The organism is Epilithonimonas hominis (assembly GCF_003730015.1).
Lineage (GTDB): Bacteria > Bacteroidota > Bacteroidia > Flavobacteriales > Weeksellaceae > Epilithonimonas > Epilithonimonas hominis.
Window position 1 is genome coordinate 111,192 of record NZ_RJTU01000013.1, and the last position, 18,780, is coordinate 129,971.

The 18,780-nt window shown below is 35.1% G+C and carries 19 protein-coding genes; 9 read left to right on the forward strand and 10 right to left on the reverse strand.

Annotated elements, in window-relative coordinates; translation table 11 throughout:
* The first annotated feature begins 296 nt into the window (after positions 1 to 296).
* The 3 genes from EGH73_RS01750 (at position 297) to EGH73_RS01760 (ending at position 4,855) form a co-directional block, all read left to right on the forward strand.
* Positions 297 to 3,395 carry an efflux RND transporter permease subunit gene (locus EGH73_RS01750; protein ID WP_123280450.1) on the forward strand — a complete coding sequence of 1,033 codons (3,099 nt, stop codon included), beginning with the start codon at positions 297 to 299 and terminating at the stop codon, positions 3,393 to 3,395.
* Between the two features lie 448 nt (positions 3,396 to 3,843).
* Complete coding sequence (locus EGH73_RS01755) at positions 3,844 to 4,467, forward strand: peptide deformylase (RefSeq protein ID WP_123280395.1); 624 nt, start codon at positions 3,844 to 3,846, stop codon at positions 4,465 to 4,467.
* A 46-nt stretch (positions 4,468 to 4,513) separates the two neighbouring features.
* Entirely contained in the window at positions 4,514 to 4,855 is a 342-nt protein-coding gene (locus EGH73_RS01760) for a phage holin family protein (RefSeq protein WP_123280396.1), read from the forward strand.
* A 102-nt stretch (positions 4,856 to 4,957) separates the two neighbouring features.
* Here EGH73_RS01760 and trpA read toward each other — a convergent pair whose 3' ends face one another.
* From trpA to EGH73_RS01805, 9 genes are all read right to left on the reverse strand, one after another.
* A complete protein-coding gene (gene trpA / locus EGH73_RS01765) occupies positions 4,958 to 5,731 on the reverse strand; it encodes a tryptophan synthase subunit alpha (RefSeq protein WP_123280397.1) in 774 nt (257 codons plus the stop codon).
* A 53-nt stretch (positions 5,732 to 5,784) separates the two neighbouring features.
* A complete protein-coding gene (gene trpB, locus EGH73_RS01770; protein WP_123280398.1) occupies positions 5,785 to 6,990 on the reverse strand; it encodes a tryptophan synthase subunit beta in 1,206 nt (401 codons plus the stop codon).
* A gap of 62 nt (positions 6,991 to 7,052) precedes the next feature.
* Positions 7,053 to 7,709 (reverse strand): phosphoribosylanthranilate isomerase, encoded by a 657-nt coding sequence (locus tag EGH73_RS01775; protein ID WP_123280399.1) that lies wholly within the window; start codon positions 7,707 to 7,709, stop codon positions 7,053 to 7,055.
* Between the two features lie 5 nt (positions 7,710 to 7,714).
* Positions 7,715 to 8,494, reverse strand: a complete 780-nt coding sequence (gene trpC, locus EGH73_RS01780) for an indole-3-glycerol phosphate synthase TrpC (RefSeq protein WP_123280400.1) — start codon at positions 8,492 to 8,494, stop codon at positions 7,715 to 7,717.
* A gap of 65 nt (positions 8,495 to 8,559) precedes the next feature.
* Positions 8,560 to 9,549, reverse strand: coding sequence for an anthranilate phosphoribosyltransferase (gene trpD / locus EGH73_RS01785; protein ID WP_123280401.1), 990 nt, complete (start codon positions 9,547 to 9,549; stop codon positions 8,560 to 8,562).
* A gap of 52 nt (positions 9,550 to 9,601) precedes the next feature.
* The gene (locus tag EGH73_RS01790; RefSeq protein WP_123280402.1) at positions 9,602 to 10,195 is read right to left on the reverse strand and encodes an anthranilate synthase component II; all 594 of its coding nucleotides are present in this window, start codon (positions 10,193 to 10,195) and stop codon (positions 9,602 to 9,604) included.
* Between the two features lie 19 nt (positions 10,196 to 10,214).
* The gene (locus EGH73_RS01795; RefSeq protein WP_123280403.1) at positions 10,215 to 10,571 is read right to left on the reverse strand and encodes a four helix bundle protein; all 357 of its coding nucleotides are present in this window, start codon (positions 10,569 to 10,571) and stop codon (positions 10,215 to 10,217) included.
* A gap of 18 nt (positions 10,572 to 10,589) precedes the next feature.
* Positions 10,590 to 12,038, reverse strand: coding sequence for an anthranilate synthase component I family protein (locus EGH73_RS01800; protein WP_123280404.1), 1,449 nt, complete (start codon positions 12,036 to 12,038; stop codon positions 10,590 to 10,592).
* Positions 12,039 to 12,501: 463 nt separating this feature from the next.
* On the reverse strand, positions 12,502 to 12,969 hold the full coding sequence (locus EGH73_RS01805) for an acyl-CoA thioesterase (protein ID WP_089769095.1): 468 nt from the start codon (positions 12,967 to 12,969) through the stop codon (positions 12,502 to 12,504).
* Between the two features lie 123 nt (positions 12,970 to 13,092).
* On the opposite strand from EGH73_RS01805, the gene EGH73_RS01810 reads away from it, so the two are divergent.
* The 6 genes from EGH73_RS01810 to EGH73_RS01835 all read left to right on the forward strand — a co-directional run bounded on the left by EGH73_RS01810 (position 13,093) and on the right by EGH73_RS01835 (position 16,890).
* Positions 13,093 to 13,443: an arsenate reductase family protein gene (locus EGH73_RS01810; protein WP_123280405.1), complete on the forward strand. Its 351-nt coding sequence runs from the start codon at positions 13,093 to 13,095 to the stop codon at positions 13,441 to 13,443.
* A 144-nt stretch (positions 13,444 to 13,587) separates the two neighbouring features.
* The gene (locus EGH73_RS01815; RefSeq protein ID WP_123280406.1) at positions 13,588 to 14,799 is read left to right on the forward strand and encodes a DUF763 domain-containing protein; all 1,212 of its coding nucleotides are present in this window, start codon (positions 13,588 to 13,590) and stop codon (positions 14,797 to 14,799) included.
* A 92-nt stretch (positions 14,800 to 14,891) separates the two neighbouring features.
* A complete protein-coding gene (locus tag EGH73_RS01820) occupies positions 14,892 to 15,227 on the forward strand; it encodes a type II toxin-antitoxin system RelE/ParE family toxin (protein WP_123280407.1) in 336 nt (111 codons plus the stop codon).
* The gene (locus EGH73_RS01825; RefSeq protein WP_123280408.1) at positions 15,211 to 15,516 is read left to right on the forward strand and encodes a helix-turn-helix domain-containing protein; all 306 of its coding nucleotides are present in this window, start codon (positions 15,211 to 15,213) and stop codon (positions 15,514 to 15,516) included. The genes EGH73_RS01820 and EGH73_RS01825 overlap by 17 nt, the downstream gene beginning before the upstream one ends.
* 13 nt (positions 15,517 to 15,529) lie before the next feature.
* The gene (locus tag EGH73_RS01830) at positions 15,530 to 16,087 is read left to right on the forward strand and encodes a hypothetical protein (RefSeq protein ID WP_123280409.1); all 558 of its coding nucleotides are present in this window, start codon (positions 15,530 to 15,532) and stop codon (positions 16,085 to 16,087) included.
* A gap of 20 nt (positions 16,088 to 16,107) precedes the next feature.
* Positions 16,108 to 16,890 carry a hypothetical protein gene (locus EGH73_RS01835; protein WP_123280410.1) on the forward strand — a complete coding sequence of 261 codons (783 nt, stop codon included), beginning with the start codon at positions 16,108 to 16,110 and terminating at the stop codon, positions 16,888 to 16,890.
* Between the two features lie 57 nt (positions 16,891 to 16,947).
* On the opposite strand, the gene EGH73_RS01840 is transcribed toward EGH73_RS01835, so the two are convergent.
* Positions 16,948 to 18,735: an acyl-CoA dehydrogenase family protein gene (locus EGH73_RS01840; protein ID WP_123280411.1), complete on the reverse strand. Its 1,788-nt coding sequence runs from the start codon at positions 18,733 to 18,735 to the stop codon at positions 16,948 to 16,950.
* Positions 18,736 to 18,780: the final 45 nt, after the last annotated feature.

Consider the following 18,780-nt stretch of genomic DNA (forward strand, 5'->3'; position numbering starts at 1 on the left):
GGCGTGTCCCTTTGTTTTTGCCAATCACATTTAGTCAATCAAAAGAACTTTTCAACAAGGCAAAAACAAGCGGGTCGGTCTACGGGCAGTCGCTCTCGCCTTCGGCGAGGAGCTCCAACAATGCCCTCCGCCCGCACGCATTTGCAATTCTCTGTAAGAAACAAAGTCTTACAACAGAACTTTTATAATCCGCCTTTGGCGGACTTTGTGAGCCTTAAAAACATATAGTTTGTAAAAAAAATCTTTGCGGACTTGGCGATAAAATGCAGTTGCAATTTCAATATAAAATAAAAAGTATGAACAAATTCATCAAAAGCATCATAGGATTTTCACTTAAAAATAAAGCTTTCACATTCATTTGGGTAGCTATTTTGGCGGTTGCAGGATTCATCAGTTTCAAGAATATGCCGATTGAAGCATTTCCTGATGTGACCAATACCCAAATCGTCATCATCACCCAATGGAACGGACGAAGTGCAGAAGAAGTAGAACGATTCGTTACCACACCAATAGAACTGGCAATGAGTCCGGTTCAGAAGAAGACCAGTGTCCGAAGTACCACAATGTTTGGACTTTCCATTGTCAAAATTTTATTCGAAGATGGTGTGGATGACATTTTCGCTCGAAATATGGTAAACAATCAATTGCGAACCGTTAGTTTACCAGAAGGAATCGACCCAGAAGTTCAACCTCCTTACGGACCAACTGGAGAGATTTACCGCTATACATTAGAAAGCAAAAAAAGAAACTCTAGAGATCTATTGACAATTCAGAATTGGGTAGTGGATAGAGCTTTAAGAGGAGTGCCTGGCGTTGCAGATGTTAACGTATTCGGAGGTCAAGATAAAACATTCGAATTAAGTATTGATCCTAGAAAATTAGACAAATATAACCTAACTCCTTTACAAGTTTATGAAGCGGTTACCAAAAGTAATTTGAATGTAGGTGGTGATGTTATCGAGAAAAGCGGACAAGCTTATGTGGTTCGTGGAATTGGTTTGGTAAAATCGATTTCGGATATAGAAAACATAACAGTTCACAGCGACGGAGGAAACCCGATATTGGTAAAATATGTTGCCGATGTTCACGAAGGTTCTATGCCTCGCGTTGGTCAGGCTTCCTTAGATAATGAAGCTGATACGGTTGAAGGAATCGTGGTAATGCGAAAAGGCGAAAATGCCCAAGAAGTAATCAAAGCGGTTAAAGCAAAAGTAGAAGAACTGAATACCCAAATTCTTCCTAAGGATATCAAAATGAAAACCTTCTATGATCGTCAAGATCTAATGGATTTTACAACCAGTACCATCATGCATAATCTAATCGAAGGGATTATACTTGTTATGGTTATCGTTTGGATTTTTATGGCAGATTGGCGCACCACATTGATTGTTTCTCTCATCATCCCATTATCATTGATGTTTGCATTTTTGTGTCTCAGATTATCTGGTATGGGCGCCAACTTACTTTCTTTAGGAGCTATAGATTTTGGCGTTATTATAGACGCTGCTGTTGTTATGGTCGAGGGATTGTTTGTTATGCTCAATCATAAAGGCGAAGAGTTCGGGATGCAACGTTTCAACAAAATGTCAAAAGGAGGTTGGATCAGACAAACAGGAACAGGATTGGGGAAATCTCTATTTTTCTCAAACCTTATTATCATTACCTCTCTAATTCCAATTTTTACATTCCAAAAAGTAGAAGGTAAAATGTTCTCTCCATTAGCCTATACCTTAGGTTTTGCATTGCTAGGAGCCCTAATTTTTACTTTAACATTAGTCCCGGTTCTTGTACACGTTTTACTTAATAAAAATGTCAAAGAAAAGAATAATATATTCGTAAATTTTTGGGACAGAACGGTTTTAAAAGGTCTTCATTTTACTTTTAGAAATAAAAAAATAAGCCTTCTTGTTTCTATTGTTATTTTGGCGGCAACTTTGTTCTCTGCAAAATTTTTGGGAACAGAATTTCTTCCCCAGCTCAATGAAGGTTCGCTTTGGATAACAGCAGAAATGCCAATGAGTACTTCTCTGGAAGAATCATTAAAAACAGCTGATATCATTAAAAAAGACATTATGAGTTTCCCTGAAGTGACAGGAGTTCTAGCACAGACGGGTAGAAGTAATGATGGAACCGACCCGAATGGATTTGGATTTGTGCAATATGCCGTTAATTTGAAACCTCGTGATGAGTGGAAACGGAAAATCACTTATGAAAAATTAATAGAAGAAATCGATGCAAAACTGAAAAACTATCAAGGAGTTACTTTTAATTATTCCCAGCCAATTTCCGACAATGTTGCAGAAGCCGTTGCGGGTTTCAAAGCAGAAAATGGAATCAAAATATATGGAGACAACCTCAATACATTGGATAGACTGGCAGATGAAGTTCTAAGTGCTGTAAAAGATGTAGATGGTGTAAAAGAACCAGGGATTATCAAAAATATTGGCCAACCAGAAATCAGTGTGGTTTTGGATAGGGACAAAATGGCGGCTTATGGTGTAATGCCAGAAGATGCACAATCGGTTTTGGAAATGGCTTTTGGAGGAAAAACAGCGTCAGAAATGTTTGATGGTGAAAGAAAATTTCCAATTCGTCTCCGATATGCTCAAGATTATAGAAAAAATGAAAATGACATAGCTTCACTGATGGTGCCCACTCAAGACGGTACAAAAATACCTTTGAAAGAAATAAGTACTATCGAAAAAGCAAACGGAGCCGCTTTCATCTATAGAGATAACATCAAACGTTATATAGGAGTCAAATTCTCGGTTCGTGATAGAGATTTAGGAGGTACCATTGCAGATGCTCAGAAAAAAGTGGAGAAGATCAAATTACCCGATGGATATAGTATTGGATGGACTGGCCAGTTCGAAAACCAACAGAGAGCAACGCATCGGTTAACCCAAGTTGTTCCAATATGTTTACTAAGTATTTTCTTTTTACTATTCGTATTATTTGGTAATATGAAAGATTCTTTACTAATATTGATGAACGTGCCATTTGCATTAATTGGAGCCATTATAGCTCTTCACATCACAGGTGTTAACTTTTGTATTTCAGCAGGCGTTGGGATGATTGCATTGATGGGGATTTGTATACAGAATGGTGTTATCTTGATTTCAGAATTTCATCATAATGTAAGAAGTGGATTATCGATAGATAATGCTATTATAGAAGGTGTGAAGATCAGAACAAGACCTGTAGTGATGACTGCAATCATCGCTTGTATAGGATTGATGCCAGCAGCATTGTCTACAGGAATCGGTTCCGAATCTCAGAAACCTTTGGCGATTGTCATTATTGGCGGATTGATAACCGCAACCGTTCTAACGCTATTGATTTTCCCTATTATCTTCTGGATTTTTAATAGAAGCAAGAATGAAGTTATAAATTAAGAGTTAAGAATCTCAATATTAATTTGAGTTATAGTTGTTACATTTTTCTCTCTATTATTTGCGTTCCTCTAGGGTTTTTCCGGAGGAACGTTTTTGTTTAATTTGATTGACTCTCAAAAACGTCCTTATGTTTTACTAAAACATTAAGACCTTTTCACTAAAGTGTCCTTTTTATGAAAACATCAAGTTGTTGTTAGTGAACTCTGCAAACCTCATAGTCATAGGTTTTGGCGAAGGGCATTTTTTTGCTTAGAAATAATATCTATTATGTTGAGATTTTTATTAGAAATAATCTGTTTCAACTCTGCGAAGCGCACCCCGAGTTGAGCGGAAATCCTTTTTTGCTTATGCTTAATCTCTATTGATGACCAAGATTTCTGCAAAAAAGATTGGGAGCGGAAGGCGGATTAGGTGCCCAAAATATTTAACTTTGACAAAAAAATAAACGATGCGGAATTTTACTTTTACGTTGATGCTTATCGTAAGTGTTAATGGATTTTCTCAGAAATTTACCAAAGATGAAAAAGCTTTGATTCTGGCAGGAGATACCAAAACAGCTTTGCCTATTTACCAAACCAAAAACGAAAAGCAGTACAGGATTTTACTGGCTCAGTCACAGGAAATCTCGCCTAAAGACAAAACACTTCCAGTTCTTATCGAAAGGATGAGGCTTGCTCTGGCAGCTACGGAAGGCGGTGTTGGAATTGCTGCGCCACAAGTGGGGATTAATAGAAATGTGATATTGGTGCAGCGATTTGATAAAATGGATTATCCTGTAGAATATTTCATCAATCCAAAAATCATTTGGCGTTCCGAACTCCTAAGCAAAGGTCCGGAAGGCGACCTTTCTATAGATAAGTTCCGAGAGACATTTTACAGAAGCTACAGCATCCGACTGGAATATTTTGATTTGGATAACAAGAGACACGACGAGATGGTGGAAGGTTTTACGGCAGTGATTTTACAACACGAGATAGATCATCTTTCCGGTATTTTAATTCCTGATAAATTCAAAAATGACAAGGGATTACAATATAAAGAAGTGAAAGTTTATCAGAAAAATAAGAATTAGGTCTGGTTTTTGAAATAGAGAATAATAATCAATAAAACCTTAAACTATGAATTTTATTATCCGATTGCTGATTACTGCGATTTCAGCATTTTTGCTCAGCAAAATTCTTTCAGGTGTGCATTTTGACAGCTTTGGCGCAACTATTATTTTCGCCATTGTTTTAGGTCTTTTGAACGTGATTGTGAAACCGATTCTTTCAATTTTATCATTGCCGATTACAATTCTCACACTTGGATTGTTTTCCTTTGTTATTAACGCCTTGATCATTTTGCTTGCGGCTTACGTTATGGGAAGTATGCAGGTGGATGGCTTCTGGTGGGCATTGCTTTTCAGCATCTTGCTGTCGCTGGTCACATCGGCGTTTTCTACGATTTTTGAAAGAGATTAAGAATAAAAAAGAGTTTCAGATTTTTGAAACTCTTTTTTTATCTGAATTTATTTCTCGCACATTCAGCTAAATTAATTTGACTAATCTAGTCTGCGAGAATATTTACTTAATTTGTTTGATAAATTCTCTTCCTTTCGCTTCCCAATCCTCATTATCGAGAAGAATTTTCACAAAAGCTGTTCCGATAATTCCGCCTTGTGCTTTCTCAGTCACATTCTCAAAGTCAGATTTATCCTTGATTCCAAAACCGATGAAAACTGGATTTTTCAAATCCAATGAAGCCAGCGTATTGAGATAATTTTCGTTCTTCAAAACGGCATTTTTGTTTCCGGTTGTAGAGGAAGAACTTACGGCATATAGAAATCCTGAACTCAATGAATCGAGATATTTGATGCGCTCTTCCGAAGTTTCTGGTGTTACAAGAAAAGTGAAATTCAGGTTGTATTTTTTCAAGATTTCGCCATATTGATTTTCAAATGCTACTGGTGGCAAATCAGGAATAATCAATCCTGAAACACCAACTTCGGCACATTTCTGACAAAAATTTTCAAATCCAAATTGAAGTACAGGATTCAGATAACCCATTAATATTTTTGGAATCGTCACAGAATCTCTGATTTCCGCCAACTGCTCGAATAGTTTTTTGATAGACATTCCGTTTTTCAAAGCTAGAGAATGCGCATCCTGAATCACTGGCCCATCTGCGACAGGGTCAGAGTAAGGAATCCCAATTTCCATCATATCTGCTCCCGATTCTTGAATCAATTTTGCTATTTTTCCGGTGTCTTCCAAAGATGGAATTCCTGCTGTGAAGTATATGTTTAGTTTCTTTTGTTGGGAGTTGGAAGCGGGAAGCTTGGTGTTATAATCGTTCATAAATTTAATTTTAAGTAAAATAATTAATTGATTTGCGAAAAATTTAAAAACTATTAAACTTCCGTCATCTGACTTCCATCATCCAGCTTTCGCAAATACGTTTCCATATCCTTATCGCCACGACCAGAAAGACAAATCACCACAACATCATCTTTCTCAAATATCTTCTTATCCAAAACTGACAAGGCGTGCGCACTTTCCAAAGCTGGAATAATACCTTCAATTTTTGTCAGTTCAAAAGCAGATTTCAAAGCTTCATCATCATTAACACTGAAAAATTCTGCTCTTTTTTGATCGAAAAGATTAGCGTGCATCGGTCCAATCCCGGGATAATCTAAACCTGCCGAAATTGAATGCGGTTCAACGACTTGTCCGTCTTCCGTTTGCATCACGAGACTTTGACTTCCATGCAGAATTCCTAAAGTTCCGAGAAAAGTAGTCGCTGCAGATTTACCAGAATCAATGCCAAAACCTCCTGCTTCCGCTGCAATGATTTTCACGTTTTCTTCATTCACAAAATGATAAAAAGTTCCTGCCGCATTGCTTCCGCCACCAACGCAGGCAATTACATAATCAGGATTTTCTCTTCCGATTTTTTCGTTCAGTTGTTCTTTGATTTCTTTTGAAATAATACTCTGAAATCTAGCAACCAAATCCGGAAAAGGATGTGGACCAACCACGCTTCCAATAATGTAATGTGTTGTAGAAGGATTATTAATCCAATCTCTCAAAGCCTCATTCACAGCGTCTTTCAAGGTTTTGGAACCTGATGTCGCAGGAATAACAGTTGCGCCCAACATTTTCATTCTTGCAACGTTTGGCGCTTGTCTCTGGATATCGATTTCGCCCATATAAACAATGCATTCCAAACCTAACAAGGCGCAAGCTGTAGCTGTTGCAACGCCGTGTTGTCCGGCTCCGGTTTCTGCAATGATTCTATGTTTTCCTAATTTTTTTGCGAGCAAAGCTTGTCCTAAAGCGTTGTTGATTTTGTGCGCTCCGGTGTGATTCAAATCTTCTCTTTTCAGATAAATCTGAGTCTGGTATTTTTCGCTCAGATTTTTTGCGAAATAGAGTGGAGTAGCACGCCCAACATAATTCTTCAACAAATCCTGAAATTCTGTTTGGAATTCCTCTGATTCGATGATTTGAATGTATTTTTCCTGTAATTCGGCAACGTTCGGATAAAGCATTTCGGGAACAAAAGCGCCTCCGAAAATTCCGTAATAACCGTTTTTATCTGGGTTTTGGTAGTTCATAATTTTTGTGTTAATGTAAGATGTAAAAAGTAAAAAGTATTTTAAAAATGTTTAAATGGCATTTACATTATACTTTTTACATTGTATAATTTGATGAATTCTTTTATTTTATTAATGTCTTTATTGCCAGGCTCAATTTCAAATTTCGAATTGATGTCCAGCGCAAATGGTTGATGATTAATTGTTGACAGTTGATGGATATTTTCCAATGAAATTCCGCCACTTAAAAAATAAGGAATCGGGATTTTTATTTCATTCAGAAAATTCCAATCAAACGTTTTTCCTGTTCCGCCGAAAGCTTTGGAATCGGTGTCGAATAGGAGATAATCAATTTTAGATTTTAAATTAAGAATTTTAGATTCTAAATTTTCTGTCAGATTTCCTATTCTAATAACTTTAATAATTCCAATTTTTAGATTCAGTTTTTGTCTTAATTCTGAAATAAATTCTTCGGTTTCATTACCGTGAAGCTGAATGAAATTTAAGTCGGCTTGTCCCGAAATTTCTATAATTTTTTCTAAATCTTCATTCACAAAAACACCAACTTTTGCTTGATGATTGATTTCTGAAATTTGCTCCAAACTCAAATGATTCAAAACATATCTCGGAGATTTTTCATAAAAGATAAATCCCAGAAAATCAACTTTCAAATCAATTAATTCTTTAATCTGATTGAGCTTTGTTAATCCGCAGACTTTAACTTGAAACTGACTTTCCATCTTTACTAAATTGATACATTAGAAATGAATTCTCCGAATTTATTTCCAGGATTGTCATTCTTCATAAAATATTCGCCCATCAAAAATCCATCAAATCCCTTTTCTTTAAGGAATTTGAAATCTTCTTCGTTGTAAATTCCGCTTTCTGCAATGGAGAAAATATCATTTGGTAGAAGGTTTTTCAAATCAACAGAATGTTGCAAATCCACTTTAAAATCTTTCAAATTTCGATTGTTGATGCCTACAAAATCAACGTTTTTATTAATGTGTTTTAGTTCTTCTTCTGAATGGATTTCCAATAAAACTTCGAGATTTAATGAATGCGCCAATTCTGTAAATTCTGAAACTTGAGTTGCTGAAAGATTTGCAGCAATCAACAAAATAACATCTGCTCCAATTGATTTTGCTTCGTAAAATTGATATTCATCAATCATAAAATCTTTCCTCAAAATCGGAATGTTAATATGATTTCTGACACTCAAAATATCATCAAAACTTCCACCGAAAAAATCTTTATCCGTCAAAATAGAAACCGCACTTGCTCCGAATTTTTCATATTGAGAAACAACTTCTAATGGCGAAACTTTGTCATTGATAATGCCTTTGCTCGGCGATTGTCTTTTGAATTCGGTAATAATTCCGGATTTGGATTTTAAAGTTTCTTTCAGTGAAAAAGTTGGTCTTCCGAAAAACTCAGAATCTTTCACTTGTTCAATAGGAAATTTTGATTTTGCTTCCGAAACTTCCTGTTTTTTTTGTTTTATTATTTTATCTAAGATGTTCATTTATAATAATTATCAGTTGTAAATTATTAATTGTTAAATAATATTGTTCAGCTAATCATTAACAATTAATCATTAATAATTGAGCGAAGTGATTTCAATGCCTTTCCGCCTCCCAGACTTTGTATCGCCAAAGACAAACAATCTTCATAATCTCCAAATTTTCCGGTATTTTGCAATGCGATTGAAGCATTCGCCAAAACGACTGCGTTTTGCTCTTCAGTTCCGTTTCCTTCCAAAATTTTGATAAATAATTTCGCTGCATCTTCTTTACTTTCACCTCCAAAAATACTTTCCGGAGATACATTTTTAAATTTTAAATCTTCTGCGGAATAGATTTTTTCTCCGGTTTTGCTGATGATTTTTGTGTCACCAGTTAAGGAAATTTCGTCATAACCATCCAAAGCGTGAACAATCATAAATTCGCTTTTTTGTTTTTGCAAAAGATATTGATAAACGCGCGCAATTTCAAGATTTGCAACACCAATCATTGTGAAATCCGGACGAACAGGATTCACCAAAGGCCCAAGAATGTTGAAAAAAGTTTTCAGACCAAGTTGTTTTCTGAGTGGCGCAACCGACTTCAAAGCGGGATGAAACAGCGGTGCGTGAAGAAAACAGATGTTTCCTTTCTCTAAATCGGCTTTCAAATCCTCAGAATTATCTTTGAATTGATAGCCCAATTCTTCCAAAACATTGGATGAACCTGAAATAGAAGATGCGCCGTAATTGCCTTGCTTGGCTACTTTTTGTCCGGTTCCTGCAACAATAAAACTCGCTAAAGTAGAAATATTAAAGGTGTTTTTTCCGTCACCACCAGTTCCAACGATATCAACCAAATCTTTGGTTCCCAAATCAACAGGTTTCGCCAATTGCAGTAATGCTTCACGGAAACCTTCGAGTTCTTCCAAAGTAATTGTTCTCATTAGGAAAACGGTGATGAAAGAAATGACTTCGCTTTCGTTGAATTTATTTTGTGAAATTTCAATCAGAATCGCTTTGGCTTCGGCTTTTGTCAAAGTCTGATGATTGAAAAGATATTGTAGGATTTGTTTCATAATATTAGTCCGAAGTCAGAGGTCTGAAGTCAGAAGTTTTTTTCGTTAAATTTTATTCTTCGGTCTTCTGACCTCCAGCTTCCGGCTTTAAAAAATTTTCTAAAATCTGTTTTCCATCAGGTGTCAAGATACTTTCAGGATGATATTGGACAGCGTGAACATCGTATATTTTGTGTTTCAAACTCATAATCATTCCGTTTTTGTCAATGCTTGTGATTTCTAATTCAGCAGGGAAATCATCAGGATTTACAGCCCAAGAATGATAACGTCCAACTTCCAAATTTTCGGGTAAATTGTTGAAGATTTTGTGTTCTTTGGTTTGAGTAGCTTCAGTCGCAACACCGTGATAGATTTCTGAAAGGTTAATCAAACTTCCACCAAAAGCTTCTGCAATCGCTTGTTGACCGAGACAAACTCCGAAAATAGATTTAGTAGGCGCATATTTTTTAATCACGTCTAGCAAAATTCCAGCTTCTTCCGGAATTCCCGGACCTGGAGAAAGAATGATTTTATCGTATTTTTCAATGTCTTCCAAAGGGATTTGGTCATTTCTGTAAACATCTACTTTTTCACCTACAATTTGCTCGATGATTTGAACAAGATTGTATGTAAAACTGTCATAATTATCGAAGACTAATATTTTCATAATTGTTAATTATCAATTGTTAATTGTTACTTTTGGTTGTCTTTATAATGCTTGTTATTAGCTTAATAATTTCAACAGCATTTTCATTTATGCTTTCAAATTCTTGAGATGAAAGATAATTTGTGGCTTGGAACAATTCAAGCCAGTATATAGTTTCATTAATTTCTTTTTGCGCAATAGATAATTTATGGATGAAATCGGCTTTGCTTTGTGCGTGTTCACTTTCTCTAACCATTGCTCCAACACTTGTTCCGCTTCGCAAAATTTGTTTGCTTAATACAAATTCCTTTTTATCACTTGCCAAATATTGATAAAGCTTAACAATCCGAACAGCAAATTCAAAACTTTTCTTTTTGATAATATTATTTTCTTTCATTTCATTAACAATTAATAATTAACCATTAACAATTCTTTCAGCTTTGCTGATTGCTTTTTTCAAAGCACCAAGTTTATTATTAACTTCCTGAAGTTCATTTTCTGCAACAGATTTTGCAACAATTCCGGCTCCGGCTTGATAGAAAAGAGTATTGTTTTTACTCAAGAAAGTTCGAATCATAATTGCTTGATTACAACTTCCATCGAAGCCTACAAAGCCAATACAACCTGCGTAATAACTTCTGGAAGTTTTCTCGTGTTCGTCAATTAGTTGCATTGCTCGGTATTTTGGAGCGCCACTCAAAGTGCCTTGTGGGAAAGTAGTTGCAATCATTTCGTAAGGATTTTGGTCTTCTTTGACGTCAGTGACAACTTCGGAAACCATATGAATCACGTGGGAGAAAAAATGGATTTCTTTCAGTTTTGAAACCGTTGTATTTTTCCCGTGAATGCTCAAATCGTTTCTTGCCAAATCTACCAACATCGTATGTTCCGCATTTTCTTTCGGGTCTTTTTTGAGCTCTTCTGCGGATTCCAAATCTTTTTCGATGTTTCCGGTTCGTTTGAAAGTGCCTGCAATTGGATGAATTACAGCTTTTCTATTTTTGATAATCAGCTGACTTTCCGGACTTGAGCCCATTAATTTATAATCGCCATAATCGAAGAAAAATAAGTAAGGAGAAGGATTGATGTTTCGCAAAGCACGATAAACATTGAATTCGTCACCTTGAAATTTCTGCTCAAATCTTCTGCTTAAAACTAACTGAAAAACATCACCACGGAAACAATGTTTTTTGGCAAATTCAACTGATTCAAGATATTCGTTGTCAGTTAGATTTGAAGTTTCTTCTGATATAATTTCGAAAGGGAAGACCGGTGCGTTTTTTTGATTGATGATGTTTTCCAATGTTGAAAGTTCTGATTTCAAACCATCGATTTTATTTTCAATCAGGAACATTTCGTCGTTGTGATGATTGATTGCAATCACATATTGGTAAATACGATAACGCGTCAACGGAATTTTATTTTCCTCAGATTGTTCCTTGAATTTTATATTCTCAAAAAACGGAATCGCATCATAACTTGTATATCCGAAAAATCCCTGCGCTTGTTTTCCAATCTCGTGGTTTGGTTTTTCACATTTGAAACAGTTGGAAAATTCCTGCATCAAGTCAGATAAGTTCTCATTTTTCAAATCGATTTTCTGAGGATTTTCTAGGGGGAATTTCAACTCAGCTTCGTTGTAATTTCGAATTTCAATTCCGGCAATGGCATTAACGCAAATGAAAGAAAACGAATTTTCAGAATTCTGATTTCCTGCACTTTCCAAAAGAATCGTATCACGAAATTGGTCGCGAAGACGGAGATAAATCCCAATCGGCGTGTAAAGGTCTGCTAAACGGGATTTAACAGAGGTTTTTATATTGATTGGTTGATGGTTGATTGTTGATGGTTGATGGTTGCTCATCGTTTCAATTTTAAATTATTTTTATTAAAACTTATCGAAGCCTTAAAATAAAAAAGACTTCAACAAAATTTGTCAAAGTCTTATTATGATTGAGTTATAGTTAGTTCAAAATTTAGAACACCGATAATCCTTTCAGACCCGACAAAGAGTTTGAAAGCCACCACCAATTTTTTGTGTTCATTAATTTCATCTGAGAATATTTATTTTTTTATCTGACAGATGTAACTGTCGTTTCATAAGAGCAAATTTAGAAATGATTTTTAATTCTGCAACTATTTTTTTTGAAAAATTTATAGAGCTTGTTTAAATTTGTATTAGAAATAATTTTATTACCACATAGATACATAGTTTTTGAAAAAAAAGAGAAAAAAATAGTAAATATTGTACTTCTATTTTTTCTTTTTTGCAATTAATCTTGAGGTTTTCTATGTGCCTATGTGGTTTTAATTATTTTTAAACAGGCTCATAAAAAAGGTTTCATCTCGTCTTCGATATCTTTTCTCAGATTCATCAGTTTTTTCGCATATTGTTCCAATTGTAATTCCTTTTCTGTTGTAGGAATCCATTTTGGGACTTCCATCGCTTTTCCGTTTTCGTCAACCGCTACAAAAACAATGATACAATGCGTTTTCTTCTCAAATTGTTTCTCTTTTACATTCCTTGAAAATACATCAATTGCAATATGCATACTTGTACTTCCTGTGAAAATCACGTGAGATTCCAGCTTGACAATTTCTCCGATTTTGATAGGCTGATAAAACCGAATTCCGCCAACATAAACCGTTACACAATAAGTTCCCGACCAATTGCTTGCGCAGGCATAACCGACTTGGTCTATCCATTTCATCACGCTTCCTCCGTGAACATTGCCTCCAAAATTAACGTCTGTCGGTTCAGAAATGAACTGAAATGTGACTGGTTTGTTTTCCATTTTATTCTTATTATGTATCAAAAATAGGGAAGAAATTTTAGATTATAGCCTTTTATTCATTTGACATTTGCACTAAATTTGTGTTTCTTAAATTCTATTTTAAATCTCTTGACTTTAACAACAATGAAAAAAGTATTCTATCTCAAAACCTGTGGAACCAACAAGAAAATAATGACACCTCTTGACCTTTCTGACTGGGAATTGAGAGAAATGAAATCTCAACCTATAACAGAAGCTGAACTGGAAGAGATGTATGAAAAAACGAAATCTTACGAAGCACTTTTCAGTAAAAAATCGACGCAAATCAAGGAAAGAGGAATTGATGTAAGTTCTTTGAAAGAAAAGGATTTTAAGAAGTTGATTCTTGACCATTACAGTTTTTTGAAACGTCCGGTTTTCATTACAGATAAAGAAGTTTTTGCTGGAAGCGATAAAAAGAATCTTGAAAATTTGAATGCTTTTTTTGACAAATAGTTTAACCACAAAAGTTACAAAAGTTTTGGATGTTTTTCTAATGTTGAAAAGAACGAATAAACCGATATTACTGACTTTTGTAATCTTAAAAAGATAAATTCCACATCATTCTTTTGTGACTTTTGTGGTTTAAAAAAATAAAAAATGAAACGTTCCGGAACTGCAGATTTGCCACTTCATTACGGTCAGGTTCCGCCTTGGCTTTATGAACGTATGTCCAGACTTGGGCTTGCGATTGTGGAAGTGATTCTTGCAGATTACGGAAAAGATGAAGTTTTGAGAAGATTAGCCGACCCGTTTTGGTTTCAGAGTTTTGGAGCCGTGATGGGAATGGATTGGCATTCTTCAGGAATTACTACTTCTGTGATGGGCGCTTTGAAACGAGCCATTAATCCGAATTCTAAATCTCTCGGAATTTATATTGCGGGAGGAAAAGGAAAATTCTCCAAAGATGCACCTAATGAATTGATGAGAATTGCAGATTCAACAGGTTTGAATGGCGATGAATTAGTACGTTGCAGTAAGTTGTCTGCGAAGGTTGATAATACGGCTATCCAAGATGGTTATCAGCTTTATCTGCATAATTTTATTTTGTCTGACCAAGGGAATTGGGCGGTTGTTCAGCAAGGGATGCATGATTCTGACGGAACAGCGAGACGCTATCATTGGCTGTCGGAAAATGTAACTTCTTTTGTGAATGAGCCTCATACGGGAATCTCTGGCGTTAATCGTGGAAATATTCTCAATCTCACTTCTTCTGAAGCAGAACAAAACAGAAACGGAATAGTTGACATCACAAAAACCGATTCTGAGAAGTGGATGCAGGATTTCCAACGGTTGATTTTGCCGGCTCATCACGAAGTTTTGGCAAGTGATGTTGATATGAAAAAGCTAGGCAATATTCTTTGGCTGGCGAGAGAAAATGAACCTGAGAATTTTGAAGATTTACTGATGCTAAAAGGTGTTGGTCCACGAACGATGCAGTCTCTGGCTTTGGCGAGTGAGGTGATTCACGGGGCTCCTTCCAGATTTTCAGACCCTGCGCGTTTTTCTTTTGCGCACGGCGGAAAAGACGGTCATCCGTTTCCTGTTCCGACCCAAACTTATGACGAAACGATTTCTATCCTCAAAACCGGAATTGAGAAATCGAAGCTAGGGAACACGGATAAGAATCTTGCGATTAAAAAACTACACGAGATTGCTGTGAGAACCGAAGAGAATTTCACGCCGGATTTTAATCTTGAAAAAGTGATAGAAGAGGAGCGACAAAACTCTTGGCGATTTGGTGGGAAAACAGTTTTTGGTGATGCTAAACCTCTGAAACCGAATGACGGAATACAATTGAGTTTGTTTTGATTTTTAGCAGTTTGTTTTGTTAATCTAAAACATTTTATTTACTTTGTTTCACTTTAGTGAAACTTTTGTACTTTTGTTTTCTAAACACAAATATGAAATACAGAAAAGTAACATTTTTCAAAAACTACTTTCAGGATTTCTTCGAAAAACAAACTTTAAAAGTAAAAACCAAAATTGTTTGGACTTTTGAGTTGATAGAAGATTTGCAAAGAGTTCCGGAAACTTATCTTAAGCATCTGGAAAATACGGATGGACTTTACGAAATACGTGTGCAGGTTGCGAGTGATATTTTTAGAATATTCTGTTTTTTTGACGAAGGAAAACTGATTATAGTTGCAAACAGCTTTCAAAAGAAAACTCAGAAAACACCGAAGAAAGAAATTGAAATGGCATTAAAAATCAAAAAGGAATATGAAGACAGCAAATAAAAATCTGAAAACTCTTGACGAGTTTAAAGAGAAGAATTTTGGTAAGCGTGGAACCAAAGAGCGTGATGAACTGGAAGCTGGTTATGATAATTTTAAAATTGGAGCTCTCATCCACGATACACGTTTGGAATTGGGAATGACACAAGAAGAATTGGCTGAAAAAGTAGGGACAACTAAATCTTATATTTCTAAAATTGAGAATAATCTGAAGGAAACTAGAATTTCTACGCTTCAGAAGATTGTTGAATTGGGGTTTGGTGGACGATTGGAGTTGAGTATTAAGATTTGATTTTAAAATATTTATGCAAAGATATTTCTATAACAGCTTTACTATTGAAATTTTTAATGACTCAACATTTTCTCTTAATTCAAATGATAATTTGAAAATTTATGAGAATATTTATTTTGGAGAAGATGCTGAAGAATATCCAACTTCAAACCACGGAATTAAATTGATTTCTAATGATAAAGAAATTAATAATTGCTTAATTATTGGTTCAGGAGGAGCAACTGGTATTTATCAAAATTCTTCTATTTTAGATAAGGATAGTATTCTCGTATGTTGTTCTGATTCGGTTTTTTCTATTTCAATCGTAGACTTAAAATTAAATTGGGTTAAGAAATTAGATATGGCAACTTGTTTTAAAATCTTTAAAATTGAAAATGATTTTGTTATTCACGGAGAGTTAGAAATTACAAGAATTGATAGTTTCGGTAATATTATTTGGCAATTTGGAGGTTCGGATATTTTTGTTTCTTTGGATGGAGAAGATTCTTTTCAGCTTAATGATAATCATATTGTTTTGAAGGATTTTACTGGGACAAGTTATATGATTGACTTTGAAGGTAATATAATATAATTAATTTTAAAATATTTTAAATGTCACACATTGGATTAAAATACTCTAAACAAATAAAACTAGATTCTGATTCTGTCAAAGCTGTTTTAGATAGAAAACCTTCTGAAAAAGGAAAAAAGGTTATGGATGATTATGTAAAAAACAATAATTATGCAGAAGAATCTGATTATGATTTGATTTTAACCACTAAAGATTCTTTAATTTTTGGATTTGATTTTTTGCATAATGGAAAAAAATTAATGATGCCTGAAATAAATCCTATTACTATTTATTTCTCAAACGCAATTATGTCAAATGTTCAGATTGGAAAATATAAGAAAATATTAATTTCTGATGCTAAAAAGGGCATATCACAAATACATTCATTTGGTAATTTTTTTCAACTTGCTTTCAATTGTATAATGAATCTTCAATCATCAATAGAAGTATTTGTAAATTTAATTATTCAAGAAAATAATTATGTTTTTTTGAAAAAGGATGGAACACAGAGAACAGGAATAATAAATATTCACGATAAAGTAAATATTGCATTACCTCAAATACTTAATAAAAATTTCAAGACAAATTTCGAAAATGAGTATTCTCAAATAGAAGATTTGATTAAATTAAGAAATGATTTAATCCATCTGAAACCTGAAGCAGAAATAACAAATACAAAATATAAGATTCCCTATAGAAAAGTAATCGAATTTAATTTTGATAAAACAATTATAGCCGTTAAGAAGTTTATTAATTATTATGAACCAAATTTGATTGAAGAATGTAATTATGGAGTTAATTTTCATTTTGATATTATAAAATAAAACTAAAAACCCTCCGAAAAATTCAGAGGGTTTATTATTTCAATCAAAATTGATTATTTAGTAAGAACCTTTCTCAATAAAATGAGCGGCAACTTTTTCTGTCAATGCAATTGGATTTGGTGTGTTCACGTATTTAGTAAAACGTCTTAGTCCAGCTAACATCATTCTTTGCTCATCGCCTTCTGAGAAAGAAACGATGCCTTCTTTGGCGTTGGTTGTGATGATTTCAACCGCTTTGTAAAGGTTCAATCTTGCCATTGCAGCTTCCACAGAATCTGTTGAGAAATGTTTCTCAGCTCTCAGGATGGCGGATTCTGCCATATAGATTTGATTCAAGATTTCGGAAGCGTTTAATAGCAAATGCTGTTGCTTCTCGATGTCCATCATATATTTTTGAAGTGCAGAACCAGAAACCATTAAGAATACTTTCTTCAAGTTCTTAATCACTTCTTTTTCCTCAGACATATATTCTGAATAATCAGGAATGTCAAAAGACGGAATGCTCATCAATTCTTTAGCCACATTTTTCGCAGGTGTTAACAAATCGATTTTGCCTTGCATTGCACGTTTGATTAACATTCCAACGGCTAAAAGTCTGTTGATTTCGTTGGTTCCTTCGTAGATTCTGGAAATCCTTGAATCTCTCCAAGCAGATTCCATTGGTGTATCTTCTGAGAAGCCCATTCCACCGTAGATTTGGATGCCTTCATCCGCTGTATGCTGTGCTAAATCTGACACGAAAACCTTCAGGATAGAACATTCAACTGCGAATTCTTCCACACCTTTCAGTTCAGCTTGCTCGTGGTTCATTCCGCCGGCAACCAATTCTTCGATTTTGTCTTCTACATTTTTTGCCGCTCTGTAAGAACCAGCTTCGCTCACGAAAGCGCCCGTTGCCATTTCCGCCAACTTCTTACGAATCGCTCCAAATGTATTGATAGAAACTCCGAACTGTTTTCTTTCCGTAGAATAACTCAAAGAATAATTAAGGATTCTTCTTTGTGCATCCAGACAAGCTGCTGCTAATTTGATACGGCCAACGTTAAGTGCATTAAGCGCGATTTTGAAACCATTGTTTCTTTCGCCTAAAAGGTTCTCAACAGGGATTTTCATATCATTGAAGAAAACCTGACGCGTAGAAGACGCACGGATTCCCAATTTGTGTTCCTCCTCTCCGAAAGTCAGACTTTCCGGATTTTCTAATTCAGAACGATTGATGACGAATCCAGTGATGTTTTTGTCATCATCAATCTTAGCAAACAAAGTGAAAGTATCCGCAAATCCAGCATTTGAAATCCACATTTTCTGTCCGTTGATGATGTAATGTTTTCCGTCTTCCGAAAGTTTAGCTCTCGTTTTTCCACTGTTGGCGTCAGAACCTGCATCAGGTTCAGTCAAGCAATACGCTCCGAATTTAGTTCCAGCCGCCAAGTCCGGAAGATATTTTTGCTTTTGTTCTTCGGTTCCGTAAAGTAGGATAGGAAGTGTCCCGATTCCCGTATGCGCACCATAAGCTGTTGCCAATGAACCTGTAGAACCCGAAAGGTAATCGCAAGCCAACATTGTAGTCACGAATCCCATTCCTAATCCGCCAAAAGCTTCCGGAACAGCAATTCCCAAGAATCCCATTTCCCCGATTTTACGCATAACTTCTTCCGTATAAGCGTAATCTTTTTTCTCGAATCTTTCTTTATTTGGAACGACTTCTTTATCGATAAATTCCTTTGCAGAATCGCGAAGCATCTTTTGTTCTTCGGACAATTCTTCGATAGAAAATATTTCGTTTGCAGTGATTTCTTTTATTAGAAATTCGCCGCCATCTAATGTTTTAGTTTCTGTTGACATAATTTTTTATTTTGTGATTTTAAATTTTAGATTATAAATTTTAAA

Bases quoted from the DNA above. Each gene is read 5' to 3' on its own strand.
- EGH73_RS01750 (WP_123280450.1), top strand. From the start codon at position 297: ATGAACAAATTCATCAAAAGCATCATAGGATTTTCACTTAAAAATAAA.
- EGH73_RS01755 (WP_123280395.1), top strand. From the start codon at position 3,844: ATGCGGAATTTTACTTTTACGTTGATGCTTATCGTAAGTGTTAATGGA.
- EGH73_RS01760 (WP_123280396.1), top strand. From the start codon at position 4,514: ATGAATTTTATTATCCGATTGCTGATTACTGCGATTTCAGCATTTTTG.
- trpA (WP_123280397.1), bottom strand. From the start codon at position 5,731: ATGAACGATTATAACACCAAGCTTCCCGCTTCCAACTCCCAACAAAAG.
- trpB (WP_123280398.1), bottom strand. From the start codon at position 6,990: ATGAACTACCAAAACCCAGATAAAAACGGTTATTACGGAATTTTCGGA.
- EGH73_RS01775 (WP_123280399.1), bottom strand. From the start codon at position 7,709: ATGGAAAGTCAGTTTCAAGTTAAAGTCTGCGGATTAACAAAGCTCAAT.
- trpC (WP_123280400.1), bottom strand. From the start codon at position 8,494: ATGAACATCTTAGATAAAATAATAAAACAAAAAAAACAGGAAGTTTCG.
- trpD (WP_123280401.1), bottom strand. From the start codon at position 9,549: ATGAAACAAATCCTACAATATCTTTTCAATCATCAGACTTTGACAAAA.
- EGH73_RS01790 (WP_123280402.1), bottom strand. From the start codon at position 10,195: ATGAAAATATTAGTCTTCGATAATTATGACAGTTTTACATACAATCTT.
- EGH73_RS01795 (WP_123280403.1), bottom strand. From the start codon at position 10,571: ATGAAAGAAAATAATATTATCAAAAAGAAAAGTTTTGAATTTGCTGTT.
- EGH73_RS01800 (WP_123280404.1), bottom strand. From the start codon at position 12,038: ATGAGCAACCATCAACCATCAACAATCAACCATCAACCAATCAATATA.
- EGH73_RS01805 (WP_089769095.1), bottom strand. From the start codon at position 12,969: ATGGAAAACAAACCAGTCACATTTCAGTTCATTTCTGAACCGACAGAC.
- EGH73_RS01810 (WP_123280405.1), top strand. From the start codon at position 13,093: ATGAAAAAAGTATTCTATCTCAAAACCTGTGGAACCAACAAGAAAATA.
- EGH73_RS01815 (WP_123280406.1), top strand. From the start codon at position 13,588: ATGAAACGTTCCGGAACTGCAGATTTGCCACTTCATTACGGTCAGGTT.
- EGH73_RS01820 (WP_123280407.1), top strand. From the start codon at position 14,892: ATGAAATACAGAAAAGTAACATTTTTCAAAAACTACTTTCAGGATTTC.
- EGH73_RS01825 (WP_123280408.1), top strand. From the start codon at position 15,211: ATGAAGACAGCAAATAAAAATCTGAAAACTCTTGACGAGTTTAAAGAG.
- EGH73_RS01830 (WP_123280409.1), top strand. From the start codon at position 15,530: ATGCAAAGATATTTCTATAACAGCTTTACTATTGAAATTTTTAATGAC.
- EGH73_RS01835 (WP_123280410.1), top strand. From the start codon at position 16,108: ATGTCACACATTGGATTAAAATACTCTAAACAAATAAAACTAGATTCT.
- EGH73_RS01840 (WP_123280411.1), bottom strand. From the start codon at position 18,735: ATGTCAACAGAAACTAAAACATTAGATGGCGGCGAATTTCTAATAAAA.